Origin of the sequence: Avibacterium avium (assembly GCF_900454535.1) — a bacterium.
Taxonomy (GTDB): Bacteria; Pseudomonadota; Gammaproteobacteria; order Enterobacterales; family Pasteurellaceae; genus Avibacterium; species Avibacterium avium.
Window position 1 is genome coordinate 1,612,463 of the sequence record NZ_UGSP01000001.1, and the last position, 16,395, is coordinate 1,628,857.

At 40.7% G+C, this 16,395-nt stretch carries 14 protein-coding genes and 2 tRNA genes; 3 read left to right on the forward strand and 13 right to left on the reverse strand.

Features of this window, described 5'->3' with window-relative positions; all coding sequences use genetic code 11:
• Positions 1–309 precede the first annotated feature (309 nt).
• The 10 genes from rplT to rsgA form a co-directional block, all read right to left on the reverse strand.
• The gene (rplT, locus tag DYC50_RS07880; protein WP_005546410.1) at positions 310–663 is read right to left on the reverse strand and encodes a 50S ribosomal protein L20; all 354 of its coding nucleotides are present in this window, start codon (positions 661–663) and stop codon (positions 310–312) included.
• A 65-nt stretch (positions 664–728) separates the two neighbouring features.
• Complete coding sequence (gene rpmI, locus DYC50_RS07885) at positions 729–926, reverse strand: 50S ribosomal protein L35 (RefSeq protein ID WP_005596065.1); 198 nt, start codon at positions 924–926, stop codon at positions 729–731.
• 222 nt (positions 927–1,148) lie between these two features.
• On the reverse strand, positions 1,149–1,709 hold the full coding sequence (infC, locus tag DYC50_RS07890; RefSeq protein WP_425451085.1) for a translation initiation factor IF-3: 561 nt from the start codon (positions 1,707–1,709) through the stop codon (positions 1,149–1,151).
• 204 nt (positions 1,710–1,913) lie between these two features.
• A complete protein-coding gene (gene lpdA / locus DYC50_RS07895; protein ID WP_115249716.1) occupies positions 1,914–3,338 on the reverse strand; it encodes a dihydrolipoyl dehydrogenase in 1,425 nt (474 codons plus the stop codon).
• A gap of 86 nt (positions 3,339–3,424) precedes the next feature.
• Positions 3,425–5,308 carry a pyruvate dehydrogenase complex dihydrolipoyllysine-residue acetyltransferase gene (gene aceF / locus DYC50_RS07900; RefSeq protein WP_115249717.1) on the reverse strand — a complete coding sequence of 628 codons (1,884 nt, stop codon included), beginning with the start codon at positions 5,306–5,308 and terminating at the stop codon, positions 3,425–3,427.
• A gap of 51 nt (positions 5,309–5,359) precedes the next feature.
• Positions 5,360–8,023 (reverse strand): pyruvate dehydrogenase (acetyl-transferring), homodimeric type, encoded by a 2,664-nt coding sequence (aceE, locus tag DYC50_RS07905; protein ID WP_103852901.1) that lies wholly within the window; start codon positions 8,021–8,023, stop codon positions 5,360–5,362.
• Between the two features lie 273 nt (positions 8,024–8,296).
• Positions 8,297–8,797: a PTS glucose transporter subunit IIA gene (gene crr / locus DYC50_RS07910; RefSeq protein WP_115249718.1), complete on the reverse strand. Its 501-nt coding sequence runs from the start codon at positions 8,795–8,797 to the stop codon at positions 8,297–8,299.
• Between the two features lie 62 nt (positions 8,798–8,859).
• Positions 8,860–10,587 (reverse strand): phosphoenolpyruvate-protein phosphotransferase PtsI, encoded by a 1,728-nt coding sequence (gene ptsI / locus DYC50_RS07915; RefSeq protein WP_115249719.1) that lies wholly within the window; start codon positions 10,585–10,587, stop codon positions 8,860–8,862.
• Between the two features lie 98 nt (positions 10,588–10,685).
• Positions 10,686–10,943, reverse strand: coding sequence for a phosphocarrier protein Hpr (gene ptsH / locus DYC50_RS07920; protein WP_100295592.1), 258 nt, complete (start codon positions 10,941–10,943; stop codon positions 10,686–10,688).
• 228 nt (positions 10,944–11,171) lie between these two features.
• Positions 11,172–12,227, reverse strand: coding sequence for a small ribosomal subunit biogenesis GTPase RsgA (gene rsgA, locus DYC50_RS07925; RefSeq protein ID WP_115250189.1), 1,056 nt, complete (start codon positions 12,225–12,227; stop codon positions 11,172–11,174).
• Positions 12,228–12,309: 82 nt separating this feature from the next.
• Between rsgA and orn the strand changes: the two genes are divergently transcribed.
• The 3 genes from orn to DYC50_RS07940 all read left to right on the forward strand — a co-directional run bounded on the left by orn (position 12,310) and on the right by DYC50_RS07940 (position 13,159).
• The gene (orn, locus tag DYC50_RS07930) at positions 12,310–12,858 is read left to right on the forward strand and encodes an oligoribonuclease (RefSeq protein WP_115249720.1); all 549 of its coding nucleotides are present in this window, start codon (positions 12,310–12,312) and stop codon (positions 12,856–12,858) included.
• 134 nt (positions 12,859–12,992) lie between these two features.
• Positions 12,993–13,068 (forward strand) — tRNA-Gly (locus DYC50_RS07935).
• Positions 13,069–13,083: 15 nt separating this feature from the next.
• Positions 13,084–13,159 (forward strand) — tRNA-Gly (locus DYC50_RS07940).
• 134 nt (positions 13,160–13,293) lie between these two features.
• Here DYC50_RS07940 and DYC50_RS07945 read toward each other — a convergent pair.
• From DYC50_RS07945 to DYC50_RS07955, 3 genes are all read right to left on the reverse strand, one after another.
• Complete coding sequence (locus DYC50_RS07945; RefSeq protein ID WP_115249721.1) at positions 13,294–13,749, reverse strand: DUF441 domain-containing protein; 456 nt, start codon at positions 13,747–13,749, stop codon at positions 13,294–13,296.
• 119 nt (positions 13,750–13,868) lie between these two features.
• Complete coding sequence (locus tag DYC50_RS07950) at positions 13,869–16,034, reverse strand: copper-translocating P-type ATPase (RefSeq protein ID WP_115250190.1); 2,166 nt, start codon at positions 16,032–16,034, stop codon at positions 13,869–13,871.
• Between the two features lie 113 nt (positions 16,035–16,147).
• Entirely contained in the window at positions 16,148–16,357 is a 210-nt protein-coding gene (locus DYC50_RS07955; protein WP_115249722.1) for a cation transporter, read from the reverse strand.
• Positions 16,358–16,395 lie beyond the last annotated feature (38 nt).

Genomic DNA, 16,395 nt, shown 5'->3' on the forward strand with positions numbered 1-16,395 from the left:
GTTTTCATCAGGCGTGAAATGATAAATTGTATGAATGATTTTCAAGGTTTTCTGTTTATCTATTTGTGGGCAAGTTTACTAAAAACAATCAAAAAATAAATAAAATTTGCACCGCACTTTGTTTTTTGTTTTATGCGGACGGACACATAGGTCCGTCCCTACAAGGCAAAGAGCGGTGGGAAAATTCATCATTTTTTCACCGCTCTTTAAGGGATAAAAAACCTTGATAAATCATTCTTATGCGTAGCAAAATCAGCTTATAAGAAAAAGGACGCTATGTAGCGTCCTTTCACAATCAGTCTTTAAAAATTAAAGCGCAGATTTTGCTTTTTCAACTAATGCTGCAAATGCAACTTTGTCGAATACTGCAATATCAGCAAGGATCTTACGATCGATTTCAACAGAAGCTTTTTTCAAGCCGTTGATAAATTTGCTGTAAGATAAGCCATTTTGACGTGCCGCAGCATTGATACGCGCAATCCATAATTGACGGAATTGACGTTTACGTTGACGGCGGTCGCGATAAGCATATTGACCTGCTTTAATTACAGCTTGGAACGCAACGCGATAAACACGTGAACGCGCACCATAATAACCTTTAGCTGCCTTAAGAATTTTCTTATGGCGAGCTCTTGCAATAACACCACGTTTTACACGAGCCATTATTTAATCTCCTATACAATATTATTAACTAAAATTCACTTGACGTACGCTTTACTTGTTTACGCTTATGCGTATGGCAAGCAGGCTACAACTAAAACTTGGTCTGCTTTCGCAACCATTGATTTATGACGTAGATGACGTTTACGTTTAGTGGTTTTCTTAGTCAAAATATGACGTAAGTGAGATTGTTTACGTTTGAAACCGCCAGAAGCTGTTTTTTTGAAACGCTTCGCAGCACCACGTACTGTTTTAATTTTAGGCATTGTTTAAATAACTCCGCATTGTTTAAGTTAGGTTGGATAATTAGGCGAATTCAATTTAATAATAAATTACTTGTAAAGCACTAATTATTTCTATTTGTTAGCCAAAGGCTAGCATACACAAGGAAATCAGGTTGCGTAGTTTACCTGATTATCACTTTGTTTTTCTGCAAGGAAAAACGGACGAATTTTATAAGATCCGTCCGCTTTACGCAAGAAATAAAATTATTTTTTCTTCGGTGCAATCACCATTACAGCTTGGCGACCTTCTAATTTACCCGGTGCTGACTCAATCATTGCGATTTCTGAGGTATCTTCTTTAACGCGCTCTAACACATTTAGACCAATATCTTGGTGAGCCATTTCGCGTCCGCGAAAACGCACGGTAATTTTTACTTTATCGCCATCTTCCAAGAAACGTAAGATGCTACGCAATTTAACTTGGTAATCACCTTCATCTGTTCCTGGACGGAATTTAATTTCTTTAACTTGAACAACTTTTTGTTTTTTCTTCTGTTCTTTTGCCGCTTTTTCTTTTTCGTACATAAATTTACCGTAATTCATAATACGACATACTGGCGGCTCCGCATTAGGACTGATTTCAACTAAATCTAATTCTGCTTCATCAGCTTTTGCTAATGCTTCTTGGATAGAAACGATACCGAGTTGTTCACCATTTTGATCGGTTAAACGAACCTCTTTTACACCACGAATCTCATCATTTAGACGATGGGCGCGGTTTGTTTGGACACGTTTTGCGGTTTTAATAATAATATTCCTTCTAATCGATTAAATCTAAAATCTACTTATTTTGAACAAAGTAGAATTCATTATTTGTATTTTTACTCTTTGAAGTTTAAGAGAAAAACGTCAAAATTCTAATAGATTTTAACCAACAATGCAACGCTGATTAAGTATTTATTATAAGAAAAGGGCTAAGTAAGAAATCTTATTTAGCCCTTTATTCACAATTGCTTTTATATTAGAAAATTACTTTTTCTTTTTCGCTTTTGGATTTGGTAAGTCGGTGATTGAACCTTCAAACACTTCTGCCGCTAAGCCAACAGATTCGTGTAAGGTTGGGTGAGCGTGGATAGTTAATGCAAGATCTTCTGCATCACAACCCATTTCAATCGCAAGACCGATTTCACCTAGCAATTCACCACCGTTTGTCCCTACGATCGCACCACCGATAATGCGATGAGTATCTTTATCGAAGATCAATTTGGTTAAACCATCTGCACAGTCAGAGGCGATCGCACGACCTGACGCTGCCCAAGGGAATTTCGCCACTTCGTAGTTAATGCCTTCGGCTTTACATTCTTTCTCGGTTTTACCTACCCAAGCCACTTCTGGCTCAGTGTATGCGATAGATGGAATCACTTTCGGATCGAAATAGTGTTTTTGTCCTGCAATAACTTCTGCTGCAACATGGCCTTCGTGTACGCCTTTGTGAGCAAGCATTGGTTGTCCCACAATATCACCAATCGCGAAGATGTGTGGTACGTTGGTACGCATTTGTTTATCTGTATGGATAAAGCCACTATCGTCCACTTCTACACCAGCCACATTGGCATCGATCAATTTACCATTTGGTGTACGACCGATCGCCACTAACACAGCGTCATAACGGCGTGTTTCGTTCGCTGCTTTGCCTTCCATTGAGACATAAATACCGTCTTCTTTCGCTTCAACTGCAGTTACTTTGGTTTCAAGTAATAAGTTGAATTTCTTCTCGATACGTTTTGTGTAGATTTGAACAATATCTTTATCCGCTGCTGGGATCACTTGATCAAACATTTCTACTACGTCAATGTTAGAACCGAGTGCGTGATATACCGTACCCATTTCAAGACCGATAATACCACCGCCCATAATTAATAGGTTTTTCGGCACTTCTTTTAATTTAAGCGCGTCTGTTGAATCCCAAATGCGTGGATCTTCGTGTGGGATAAATGGCAATTGAATTGGGCGTGAACCCGCTGCGATAATAGCATTATCAAAATGAATAGTGGTTTCCCCTTCATCGCCTGCAACGATAATGGTGTTAGGGCCTGAGAATTTACCGTAACCATTTACCACTTGCACTTTACGCATTTTAGCCATTCCCGCTAAGCCGCCAGTTAATTGGTTGATTACTTTTTCTTTCCAACCACGGATTTTGTCAATGTCAGTTTGCGGTTCACCAAATACGATGCCGTGTTCCGCTAAAGATTTTGCTTCTTCAATAACTTTGGCAACGTGTAATAAGGCTTTAGATGGGATACAACCCACGTTTAAGCACACCCCACCAAGGGTTGAATAACGTTCAACAATAACGGTATCCAAGCCTAAGTCCGCACAACGGAATGCCGCAGAATAACCTGCAGGGCCTGCACCAAGTACAACAACTTGTGTTTTAATCTCTTTATTCATTTTTTACCTCGTTAAATTGTTGCGATTTTTACACCGCACTTTAACTAAACAGCGTTTCCCATTATCAATGAGAAACGCTAAGGAAATTACATTACTAAACGGCGAAGGTCGCTTAATACGCCATTGATGAAGGTGATAAATCTTGCACCGTCTGCTCCATCGATCACGCGGTGATCGTAAGAGAGCGATAATGGTAACATTAAGCGTGGGGTGAATTCTTTACCGTTCCACACTGGTGTCATTTCAGATTTAGACACACCTAAAATAGCCACTTCTGGCGCATTCACGATTGGGGTAAATTGTGTACCACCAATACCGCCTAGGCTTGAAATGGTGAAACAGCCACCTTGCATATCAGATGCAGTTAATTTACCTGCACGGGCTTTTTTCGAGATTTCAGCTAATTCGCGTGAAAGCTCGATGATGCCTTTTTTGTTTACATCTTTAAATACAGGCACAACTAAGCCGTTTGGTGTATCTACCGCTACGCCAATGTTGATGTATTTTTTCAAGATCAAGCTTTGTGCATCTTCAGATAATGAGCTATTAAAGCGTGGGTAAGCTTCTAAGGCTTTCGCTACTGCTTTCATAATGAACACAAGTGGGGTGATTTTTACATCAAGTTTTTGTTTTTCCGCAAGCACATTTTGCTCTTTACGGAATTGCTCTAAATCTGTGATGTCTGCTTTATCCCATTGTGTAACGTGTGGAATCATTACCCAGTTACGGTGTAAGTTCGCACCAGAGATTTTTTGGATACGGCCTAATTCAACTTGCTCTACTTCACCGAATTTGCTGAAGTCCACTTTCGGCCAAGGGAGTAAGCCTAAACCTGCACCATTCGCTGCACCTGTTGATGCTGCGGATACAGAACCGCTTTCTACCGCTTTCACCGCTGCTTTCACATAGGCTTGAACGTCTTCTTTCAGGATACGACCTTTACGACCTGTTCCTTTCACTTTATCTAGGTTTACCCCAAACTCACGGGCTAAACGGCGAACCACAGGGGTTGCGTGAGCAAAACTTGCACTTGCTGTAACTTCTGCTTGGTTAGCAGGCTGCGCTGATTGTGCTGGCGCAGCAGGTGCAGCTGCTTGAGTTTGTGCAGGTGCCGCTGTTGGTTGAGCCACTGGGGCTGCAGCAGGCGCTGAACCCGCTACTTCAAAACGCATAATTAATGAACCAGTTGAAACTTTATCCCCTGATTTCACTAAGATTTCTTTTACTACACCGGCAAATGGTGCAGGGACTTCCATTGAAGCTTTGTCGCCTTCAACAGTGATTAATGATTGCTCTTCAGAAACGCTATCGCCCACAGCAACCATAATTTCAGTTACGTTTACTTCATCACCGCCAATATCTGGAACGTGAACATCTTGTACGCCACCAGATACTGCAGCAGGTGCTGCTGGTGCTTCAGCCGCTGGTTGAGCAGCTGGTGCTGCGGCAGTGGTTTCAAATTTCATCACTAATGAACCAGTTGAAACTTTATCACCTACTTTGATAAGAATTTCTTTTACCACACCAGCCACAGGTGCAGGCACTTCCATAGAAGCTTTATCACCTTCTACGTTTAAGATAGATTGCTCTTCTGCAACGCTATCGCCTACGTTTACTAAAATTTCAGTTACGTTTACTTCATCGCCACCGATATCTGGAACGTGAATTTCAATCACAGAACCACCCGCACTTTGCGGTGCTGCAGCTTTTTCTTCAGCGGCAGGTGCTGGTGCAGCTGCTGCCCCTTCTAAAATAAACATTGGTGTACCAGTTGAAACTTTATCGCCAACTTTTACTAATACTTCTTTAATTACACCAGTTTCTGGTGAAGGCACTTCCATTGATGCTTTATCGCCTTCAACATTAATTACGGATTGATCAACTTCAACCGTATCACCAGCTTTTACCATCACTTCGGTAACGGTTACTTCATCGCCACCAATATCTGGAATTTGAATTTCTTTAGCCATTTTCTTTTTTCCTCAAAACTCCCCCTGCCAAAGCAAGGGGAGCGATGTTAATTATGCGTAAAGTGGGTTAATTTTATCTGCATCAATGCCATATTTTGCAATCGCATCTGCAACCACTTTCTTGTCAAAGATACCTTGTTTAACAAGCTCAGTTAATGCTGCGATTACCACATAATGTGCATTCACTTCAAAATGCTCGCGTAAGTTTTCACGGCTATCTGAACGACCAAAACCGTCTGTACCTAATACACGATAGCTTTGCGCTGGAACAAATGCACGCACTTGCTCTGCATAAAGTTTGATGTAATCTGTTGCAGCCACGGCTGGTGCATCATTCATCACTTGAGCAATGTATGCAGTTCTTGGCTCTGCTTCAGGGTGTAATAAGTTCCAGCGCTCTACATCTGCACCATCACGCGCTACTTCAGTAAATGAAGTTACGCTATATACATCAGAAGTTACGCCGAAATCATCTGCAAGTAATTTCGCCGCTTCACGAACGTGGCGTAAAATTGCACCAGAACCTAATAATTGAACTTTACCTTTACCTTGCCCAGTTACCGTTTCGAATTTATAGATACCTTTACGGATACCTTCTTCTGCGCCTTTTGGCATTGCTGGTTGGTCATAAGTTTCGTTTAAGGTTGTGATGTAGTAGTACACATCTTCTTGTTCTGGCCCGTACATACGGCGAACACCGTCTTGGATAATCACTGGTACTTCAAAGGCGAAAGCTGGATCATAAGAGATACAGTTTGGAATTACCGCTGATTGAATATGGCTTTGGCCATCTTCATGTTGTAAACCTTCACCGTTCAATGTTGTACGGCCTGATGTACCACCGATCATAAAGCCACGCGCACGTTGGTCGCCTGCTAACCACATTAAATCGCCCACACGTTGGAAACCAAACATTGAGTAATACACAAAGAATGGAATCATTGGCACGTTGTTTGTGCTGTAAGAAGTTGCTGCCGCAATCCAAGACGCTGTCGCACCTTGTTCGTTAATGCCTTCTTGTAACACTTGACCATCAATAGCTTCACGATAGTAAGAAACTTGTTCGCGATCTTGTGGGGTGTAGTTTTGTCCGTGTGGGTTATAAATACCGATTTGACGGAATAAACCTTCCATACCGAAAGTACGCGCTTCATCTGCGATAATTGGCACAATGTGTTTACCCACAGATTTGTTTTTCAACAATACGTTTAATGAACGAACAAACGCCATTGTGGTTGAAATTGGACGAGATTGTGCTTCAAATAATTGTGCAAACTCTTCTAACGCAGGCACTTCAAGTTCGTGAGTAAAGCGTGGCGCACGAGTTGGTAAATAACCATTTAATGCTTGACGGCGCTCGTGAAGATATTTGTACTCTTCTGAACCTTCTTCAAACTTGATGTATGGTAATTTCTCAATATCTTCATCAGATACCGCAATATTGAAACGATCACGAACGTGTTTAACGCCCGACATATCCATTTTCTTAACTTGGTGAGCGATGTTTTTACCTTCAGCGGCATCACCCATACCATAACCTTTGATGGTTTTCACAAGCAATACAACTGGTTTGTCTTTAACTTGTTTTGCTTTATTGAATGCAGCGAAAACTTTTAATGGATCATGACCACCACGGTTTAATGCCCAGATTTCATCATCTGTCATTTCTGCCACTAAAGCTTCAGTTTCAGGATAACGCCCAAAGAAGTGTTTACGTACATAAGCACCATCTTTTGCTTTGAAGGTTTGATAGTCGCCATCAACCACTTCCATCATTAATTGTAATAATTTACCTGAAGTATCACGTTGTAATAAACGATCCCAACGGCGACCCCAAACAACTTTGATCACTTCCCAGCCACAACCGTTAAACTGTGCTTCTAATTCTTGGATAATTTTACCGTTACCTGTTACTGGACCGTCTAAACGTTGTAAGTTACAGTTAATCACGAAAACAAGGTTATCTAATTTTTCACGCGCTGCGAAAGCAAGACCACCGCGAGATTCTACTTCGTCCATTTCGCCATCACCTAAGAATGCGTAAACGGTTTGATCTGCAGTGTCTTTCAAGCCACGGTTATGTAAGTATTTTAAGAAACGTGCTTGATAAATAGCATTCAATGGCCCAAGACCCATTGATACTGTAGGGAACTGCCAGAATTCAGGCATTAATTTAGGGTGAGGGTAAGAAGAAAGGCCTTTTCCGTGAACTTCTTGACGGAAATTATCTAATTGCTCTTCAGTTAAACGGCCTTCAACAAAAGCACGCGCATAAATTCCAGGAGAAATATGACCTTGGAAGAAAACTAAGTCGCCGCCATTTTTTTCGGTACGCGCTTTAAAGAAATGGTTGAAACAAACTTCATAGATTGTCGCAGAAGATTGGAAAGATGACATATGGCCGCCAAGCTCTAAATCTTTCTTAGAAGCTCTTAATACCATCATAATTGCATTCCAACGAATCGCACTACGAATACGGCGCTCAAGATCTAAATTACCTGGATAGTTCGGCTCTTCTTCAACAGGGATAGTATTAATATAATCAGTGGTAACACCTGTTGGTAAAGATACTGAATTTGCACGAGCGTGCTGCATTAATTGCTCAATAATAAACTGTGCTCTTTCAACACCTTCTTCACGAATTACTGAATCGATCGCCAATAACCAATCATTGGTTTCGACTGGATCTACGTCATTTCTTAACATTTCTGACATAGTCTTTTCCTTATTTGTTAAGTTGAAGTTAAGTTCAATTTCTAGACGAAACTGAACAACGAATGGATAACTAATACCTATATCTAGGCTATTTTACAACTATTAAAACCCGTTTACAAATATTTAACAAAATTTATAAAAAGTATAAGATTTTTTGAAAAATACACTAAATAATCACCGCACTTTTCAAAAATCATCTACCAAAATAAAGTTATTTATAACAAAAAACCCATTCTACTGAACCAATAGAATGGGTTTTTTTAATAAGATGATTTATTTTTTCACCACAAGAACAACTGATTCGCCAGCAACAACTTCGCCTGTCTTTTTCTCAATATGGCTAATTTCATCCATATTAGAAATCACTACAGGGGTAAGCACTGATTTTGCTTTGGCTTCAAGTAATTCTAAATCTAATTCAATAATGGTATCACCACGTTTAACGGTTTGACCTTCTTCAGCAACGCGTCTGAAACCTTCACCTTTTAATTCAACGGTATCAATACCAAAGTGAACGAATAATTCCACACCATCGGTAGATTCCATTGAGAAAGCGTGATTGGTTTCAAAGATTTTACCTACAACACCATCAACAGGGGCTACAAGTTTATTACCTGTTGGGCGAATTGCAATACCATCACCAACAATTTTTTCTGAGAAAACAACATCTGGTACATCTTCAATGTTCACAATATCACCTGAAAGCGGTGCATAAATCTCTACTTCAACGGTTTTATTGCTTTTTGAACCAAATAATTTATCAAAAAAACCCATTTTTAGTCTCCTACTAAGTGAATGTTTGGGCTATTCTAGCCCAAAACTTGAATAATTGGTATCTAGTTTAACGCATTTTCTGCTAAAAAGTCTGCAACCAATTTTTCAATATCTGCTGCTGTTGGCTGTTCGAGCGCTTTATCAGCAAGCAATTTTGCATCTTGATAGTTTACATTGCGGATTAATTTTTTAATTCTTGGTACTGAAATTGCGCTCATACTAAACTCGTCTAAGCCCATACCAAGTAGCAATAACGTTGCTCTTTCATCACCCGCTAGCTCTCCACACATACCTGTCCATTTACCTTCAGCGTGAGAAGCATCAATCACCTGTTTGATTAAGCTCAATACAGATGGGGTCATTGGATTATATAAATGAGAAATTAATTCGTTACCACGATCCACTGCAAGGGTATATTGGGTTAAATCGTTTGTACCAATACTGAAGAAATCCACTTCTTTCGCTAAGAATTTTGCATTCACTGCCGCAGATGGGGTTTCCACCATCACGCCAATTTGAATGTTCTCGTCAAAAGCCTTGCCTTCATCGCGTAATTGCGCTTTTAATATTTCAATTTCTGCTTTTAACGTACGAATTTCTTCGACAGAAATAATCATTGGGAACATTACAGCCAATTTGCCGAAAGCAGAAGCTCTTAATACTGCTCTTAATTGAGCGTGTAAAATTTCTTTACGATCTAGGGCTATACGAATTGCGCGCCAGCCTAAGAATGGATTCATTTCTTTTGGTAGATTTAAGTAAGGTAACTCTTTATCACCACCAATATCCATTGTTCTTAATACCACTAAACGGCCATTCATCGCTTCAACGACTTCTTTATAAGCGATAAATTGTTCTTCTTCTGTTGGAAGCTGATCGCGATCCATAAATAAGAATTCTGTACGGTATAAGCCTACGCCTTCCGCACCATTACGATCAGCCCCTTCCACATCGCGAATTGTACCAATATTTGCTACCACATCAACGCGATGACCGTCTAAAGTGAGCGCAGGCAAATCTTTTAATTTCGCTAATTCTGCTTTTTCTTCGGCTAATTGTGCTTCTAAGGCTTTTAAGCGATCAATTTCTTCCTGACTTGGGTTTACATAAACACAATTATTCACCGCATCAAGAATTAAGAAATCACCGGTATTAACTTGTTGAGTAACCGTGTTTGTCCCCACAATCGCTGGCAATTCTAATGAACGTGCCATAATTGAAGTATGAGAAGTTCTGCCACCAATATCAGTAATAAAACCAAGCACTTTATCAAGGTTAAGCTGTGCCGTTTCTGATGGCGTTAAGTCATAAGCAACAAGAATAGCTTCTTCGTTGATCTCACCAAGATCAACAATGTGCATACCTAAAATATTTTTAATTAAGCGATTACCAATATCACGAATATCCCCTGCACGCTCTTTTAAATATTCATCATCAATTTCTGACAACATTGCCACTTGCTGATCAATAATCGTGCTTGCAGCAACCCCTGCATTCACTTTATTAGTGCGTAAATAATCAATGATTTCTTCTTCTAATTCCTCATCTTCCAAAATCATTAAATGACCTTCAAAGATCGCTGCTTTTTCTTCACCTAATGAAGCATAAGCTCTATCTTTAATTGCGGTTAATTGCTCAACAGCCGCATCGCGTCCTTGATAAAAACGTGCAACCTCAGCCTCAATTTGATCATCTTGAATTTTTTGTGTATCAAGAATAATTTTTTCTTCTTTTAAAACAAGGGCTTTACCGAAAACAATACCGGGTGATGCTGGAATACCTGAAATCATAGTGACCTTCCGAACTAATAATTAAATCTGGCTATAAATAGAACAATAGCCACAAACAGACTTTCCCTTGAAAGTGAAATTTGTGGCTAATGGTATGATTACTCTAATGTAGGAATTAAAGCGACTAAATGATCTACTGCTTTTTGCTCATCTTCGCCTTCAGCAGAAATGGTGATCACAGTTCCTTGTGTTAAACCTAAAGTTTGTAATTTAAAAAGGCTTTTTGCACTTGCACTTTTGCCACCAGAAGTTACAGTAATGTCAGAAGCAAAGGCTTTCGCTTCTTTTACAAACTGAGCCGCAGGGCGAGTATGTAAACCATTTGGAGCAATAATTTCAACATCTTTTGAGTACATAGTAAAATCCTCTTAGTAAATTGTTTAAGTATAAATGTTATCCTAACATCAAACAGTAACCATAAAGCTTACCATTCAATCGTTGTATTTATTTCATCTTTAAAAATAAATCTGAAGCTAGTATTCAACTTAACACAACAATAATCAACCCTAATCAACGCAAAATTTGAAGTACATCACAAAAAAATGCTTGAAACGGCGTTTTTTTATGCGTTTATTAACCTTTATTTAACCATTGTCCTGAGTGAAGAAGTGTCTATGCCCCTTTGTTTCAGATAAACTTTCAATTAAATTATGATAGTTTTTAAATCTTACGGGATCGATTTTTCCTTGCTCAACGGCTTCACGCAATGCACACCCCGGATCATTCAAATGTTTACAATCCCTAAATTTACAAGTGCCTAGCACATATTGAAATTCACGGTATCCTTTCGTAATTTGATCTGCGTCCAAATGCCATAAACCAAACTCACGAATCCCCGGTGAATCAATCAGATCGCCGCCTTGCGGTAAATGATAAAGACGAGAAGAGGTGGTTGTGTGGCGGCCTAATCCTGTTCCCTCGCTCACCGCACCAACCTGTGCATTCACATCAGGTAAAATGCTGTTGATTAAACTGGATTTACCTACCCCTGATTGCCCCACAAAAATGGACGTGCCTTGCGATAAAAGTGCGGTGAGATTTTGCATATTTTCGCCTGTTTTAGCAGAAATCATTAGCGTTTGATAGCCAATTTTTTCATAAACCTTAAGTTGTTTTTCCACTGCCGCACGCTGGGTTTCCGATAATAAATCAGCTTTATTAATCACGATCACCGCAGGGATTTTCGCATTTTCACACACTACTAAATAGCGATCGACAATATTCCAAGACAACTCAGGCACCACTGCGGACACAATAATAATGCGATCAATGTTTGCTGCGATCACTTTTAAGCCATCGTAATAATCAGGGCGTGTAATTTCATTTTTACGTGGGTGAATGGCTTCAATTACACCGCTCACCCCTTGTAACTGCTCGCTGCCTTTACGCCACAGCACTCTGTCGCCAACCACTAAATTTGCCAAAGTGCGACGTAAATTACAGCGGAAAATTTCACCTTGCTCATTTTCCACATCGGCGTGCAAAGAATAACGGGTTACCACTGTACCTTCTTGCGTTGGGCCAAGCATTTCATCTTGCCACTGAATATCCTCATTTCTTGATTTGTGACGTTGTAATGTTTTCGCATTATTAGAGCGAATTCTGCGTTGCTGATTGTAAGTTAATTTTTGTTTGCTCAAAGATAAATCCTTAAAGTGCGGTTGGTTTTCGGTTAGAATATTTACCATTTATTAAAAATAATAACAGACATAGGATACCCTAATGCAATTAGATAAACAAAACCTTATTTGGATTGACTTAGAAATGACGGGCTTAGATCCCGAAAAAGAACGCATCATTGAGATTGCCACCATTGTAACCGATAAAGATCTCAATATTCTTGCAGAAGGCCCTGTGCTTGCCATTCATCAACCAGATAGTTTACTGGAAAAAATGAGCGCTTGGTGTCAGAAAACCCATAGCGAAAATGGTTTAATTGAACGCGTAAAACAAAGCAAACTCACCGAACGTGCCGCGGAATTACAAACTTTAGATTTCCTAAAAAAATGGGTGCCTAAAGGTGCATCACCCATTTGTGGCAACAGCGTTGCGCAAGATAAACGCTTTTTATTCAAATATATGCCTGAACTCGCTGACTATTTTCATTATCGCCACCTTGATGTCAGCACCTTGAAAGAACTTGGATCGCGTTGGAATCCTGAAATGTTAAAAGGCTTTAGTAAGAAAAATACCCACCTTGCTTTAGATGATATTCGTGAATCTATTGCTGAGCTGGCTTATTATCGTGATCATTTTATTAAAATGCCTTAGCCTATTTTAATTGCTAGGAAATAGGAAAAATCTCGCTTTCTGATCAATAACTAAACAAGCAATCAAATTTTTTATAATTTTACTTGCGGGCGTAAAAATTTTTCGTATAATACGCCCCGTTCCTTACGGAATATGCGGGAATAGCTCAGTTGGTAGAGCACGACCTTGCCAAGGTCGGGGTCGCGAGTTCGAGCCTCGTTTCCCGCTCCAATCTCCTTATCTCTTGCGGGAATAGCTCAGTTGGTAGAGCACAACCTTGCCAAGGTTGGGGTCGCGAGTTCGAGCCTCGTTTCCCGCTCCAAATTTTCCTTATTTTTTCTTATTATCAACATATATCCTTTAATATTTTTTTCTTTGCTTTGAACTGTTAAATTATTCAAATACAAAAAAAGCGAAGTATTCAACTCCGCTTCATTGTGAAAAATGAGAAAATTTTTAACCGCTCTTGCCCAATAATAAAGACAAAATGCCCGCCGCAATCAACGGCCCGACAGGAATACCGCCCACAAAGGCAACACCTAAAATTGTGCCAACTAATAATCCGGTGAGCAAGGTGGGCTGTGCGCCCATTAGGTTTACCCCACGTCCACCAAACCACGCCACCAGCACGCCCACAGCAATGGCTAAAAACATTTTCCAGTTCAACAGCTCAGTAAAAGCAGGCAAAGGAATTTTGCCAGAAATAATCGGACTAAGTACGCCGATGGTAAGAATAATAATGCCGATATTTAAACCGTATTTTTCCATAAAAGGAATATATTTAGCCAAAAAGGTTTGTTGCATTAATAGCAAAATCGTCGCCGAAATGGTGATTGAACTGTTGTTACCTAACACGCCAAGCAAAATTAAAATCACCAGTAGCAAGGCGATTGCGTTAAATTGTAATGACATCATTGCCTCGAAAATTCTCAAAAAAAGCACCGCACTTTTACTGTGCGTCAGATGTTGGGATTATACTCTTTTTATTTGCCTAATTCATAAAAAATAAGGCTCGTTATGAGCCTTATCAATTATTTCACTTTAAATTTTAACAAGCGATTGGCATTGCTCACCACGGTGATGGAAGACAACGCCATTGCCAGCCCGCCAATCATTGGGTTGAGCAAAATACCAAACAAGGGATACAACAACCCAGCGGCAATAGGTATGCCTAAAATATTGTAAATAAATGCGCCGAACAGATTTTGCTTCATATTGCGTAAAATGCCTTTGGAAAGGCAAAGGGCATCGGCTACGGCTGAAATATTGTGGCGCATTAAGGTTAATTCGGCGGTTTCTATGGCAATATCTGAACCGCTGCCCATTGCGATACTCACGTCTGCTTGGGCAAGGGCTGGTGCATCATTAATGCCGTCGCCCACCATCACTACATTGCGGCCTTCTTGCTGTAATGCCTTGATGATATTCGCTTTTTCAGCAGGCAACACGCCAGCGATCACATTGTCAATCGCGGTGCCTTGCGCCAATGCGCGAGCCGTTTTTTCTTGATCACCAGTGAGCATCACCAAATGATAGCCCTGTTCGTGCAAACGTTGTAAGGCATTCGCTGAATCTTCACGCAAAGGATCGCTTAGCACAAATAGCCCGGCTAATTGGCGATTGATCGCAAAAAAGACCACCGTTGCGCCACGTTCTGTTTGTTGCTGAAAGATCGCCATTGCAGGCTGAATATCCACGCCTTGCTGCATCATTAAAGTTTGGTTACCGAGCAATAATTCAAGCCCTTCCACTTCCCCACTCACCCCTAAACCTTGCAAAGTCGAAAAGGCGTGAAGCGGTTTGAGCTCACCTTGATTTTCTTGATTAAACTGCACTATACCTTTGGCTAAAGGGTGATTTGAACCCTGTTCAAGACTTGCTGCAAACTGGCTAACTTGCATTTCTGAATAATCATTAAAGCAATAAAGTGCGGTGATTTTTGGTGAACCTTTTGTCAGCGTCCCTGTTTTGTCAAAAACAATGGTATCGGCGCTAGCAGCTTTTTGTAAAGCATCGGCATCGCGCACTAAAATGCCTAATTCTGCGGCACGCCCAATGCCTGAAATGATCGACATTGGTGTCGCAAGCCCTAAGGCACAAGGGCAGGCAATAATGAGTACGGTAGTGAAAATCACCAAACTATAAGAAAATTGTGGCGCAGGCCCCAAAATATACCAAACCAATGCGGAAACTAACGCAATGCACATCACCACAGGAACGAATATGCCAGCAATTTTGTCTGCCAGTTGTCCCATTTTTGGCTTGCTACTCTGCGCTTGACGCACTAATTTGATGATATTGGCCAAGGTAGTTTGCTCACCAATTTGTTCTGCACGGTAAATCACCGTACCATCTGAAATAAGCGTTCCAGCGCTGATTTTGTCCCCTGCCTGCTTTTGCACGGGAACAGGCTCACCTGTTAGCATACTTTCATCAAACCAGCCTTGCCCTTCTGTAATTGTGCCGTCCACTGCTACTCGTTCGCCTGTTTGCAAGCGTAACTGCATTCCTGCTTGCACTTTCGTAAGAGGAATCTCTTGCGTGCCTTGTGGCGTAACTAGATGTACGGTTTTCGGGGTAAGATCAAGCAAGCGCGCCAAGGCCTGTGAAGAATGTTGCTTCGCCTTGGCTTCAAACATTTTGCCTAAATTAATAAAGCCGATGATCATCAGTGCAGCTTCAAAATAAAGGTGGCGTGCATTTTCAGGGAAAAAATCGGGATTAAGGCAGACATAAATTGAATAAAGCCACGCCGTGCCAGTTCCCAATGCCACTAATGTGTCCATTGTGGCTGTGCGGTTGAGCAAATTCTGCCACGCCTTTTGATAAAAATGTTTGCCTGTCCCAATCATCACCAACAAGGTCAGCACACCCACCGCGAGCCAATAAACGCGATTGTTTTGATTTACGCTCATTGTGCCACCAAGCAAGCCCCAAAGCATTAATGCCCCCCCTAAACCAAGGGCAACAATGCCTTGCCATTTACGCTGTTTCACTTCGTGCGCGCTTTTGCTTTGCTGTTTTTCTGCACGCAGCGCATCATCATTCACCACTTCCGCGCCATAGCCTGCTTGCTGCACGGCGGCAACAAGGGATTGCGGTGTGGCATTGCCGCTCACTAAAGCAGTTTGTTCTGCTAAATTCACTTGCACTTGGGCGACTTGTGGCACGGCTTGCAAGGCTTTTTGCACTTTCATTACGCAAGCAGCACAGCTTAAGCCATCAAGTAAAAGGGTAACCTGATCCTGATGTTTTCCCACTACCACAGGATCAGGCGTTTCAAATTCTGTGGTGGATTTAGGTAGTGTGTTTACTTTGCCTCATCGACCAAGCTAGCTTGATAACCCGCATCAACAATAGCATTAATCAGTACTTGCGGATCAACATCGCCCACTACAACTGCTTTATCTAAACTCACTTCGGCACTTTGCACGCCAGAAATGCCATCTAAGGTTTTCTGTACGGATTTTACGCAATGTTGGCAAGATAAATCGCTTAACGCTAATACAGTAGTTTTCATCTTTTTCTCCTTCTAGTAAAAATTTTGCATAGCATAAA

Bases quoted from the DNA above. Each gene is read 5' to 3' on its own strand.
- rplT (WP_005546410.1), bottom strand. From the start codon at position 663: ATGGCTCGTGTAAAACGTGGTGTTATTGCAAGAGCTCGCCATAAGAAA.
- rpmI (WP_005596065.1), bottom strand. From the start codon at position 926: ATGCCTAAAATTAAAACAGTACGTGGTGCTGCGAAGCGTTTCAAAAAA.
- lpdA (WP_115249716.1), bottom strand. From the start codon at position 3,338: ATGAATAAAGAGATTAAAACACAAGTTGTTGTACTTGGTGCAGGCCCT.
- aceF (WP_115249717.1), bottom strand. From the start codon at position 5,308: ATGGCTAAAGAAATTCAAATTCCAGATATTGGTGGCGATGAAGTAACC.
- aceE (WP_103852901.1), bottom strand. From the start codon at position 8,023: ATGTCAGAAATGTTAAGAAATGACGTAGATCCAGTCGAAACCAATGAT.
- crr (WP_115249718.1), bottom strand. From the start codon at position 8,797: ATGGGTTTTTTTGATAAATTATTTGGTTCAAAAAGCAATAAAACCGTT.
- ptsI (WP_115249719.1), bottom strand. From the start codon at position 10,587: ATGATTTCAGGTATTCCAGCATCACCCGGTATTGTTTTCGGTAAAGCC.
- ptsH (WP_100295592.1), bottom strand. From the start codon at position 10,943: ATGTACTCAAAAGATGTTGAAATTATTGCTCCAAATGGTTTACATACT.
- orn (WP_115249720.1), top strand. From the start codon at position 12,310: ATGCAATTAGATAAACAAAACCTTATTTGGATTGACTTAGAAATGACG.
- DYC50_RS07945 (WP_115249721.1), bottom strand. From the start codon at position 13,749: ATGTCATTACAATTTAACGCAATCGCCTTGCTACTGGTGATTTTAATT.
- DYC50_RS07950 (WP_115250190.1), bottom strand. From the start codon at position 16,034: ATGAAAGTGCAAAAAGCCTTGCAAGCCGTGCCACAAGTCGCCCAAGTG.
- DYC50_RS07955 (WP_115249722.1), bottom strand. From the start codon at position 16,357: ATGAAAACTACTGTATTAGCGTTAAGCGATTTATCTTGCCAACATTGC.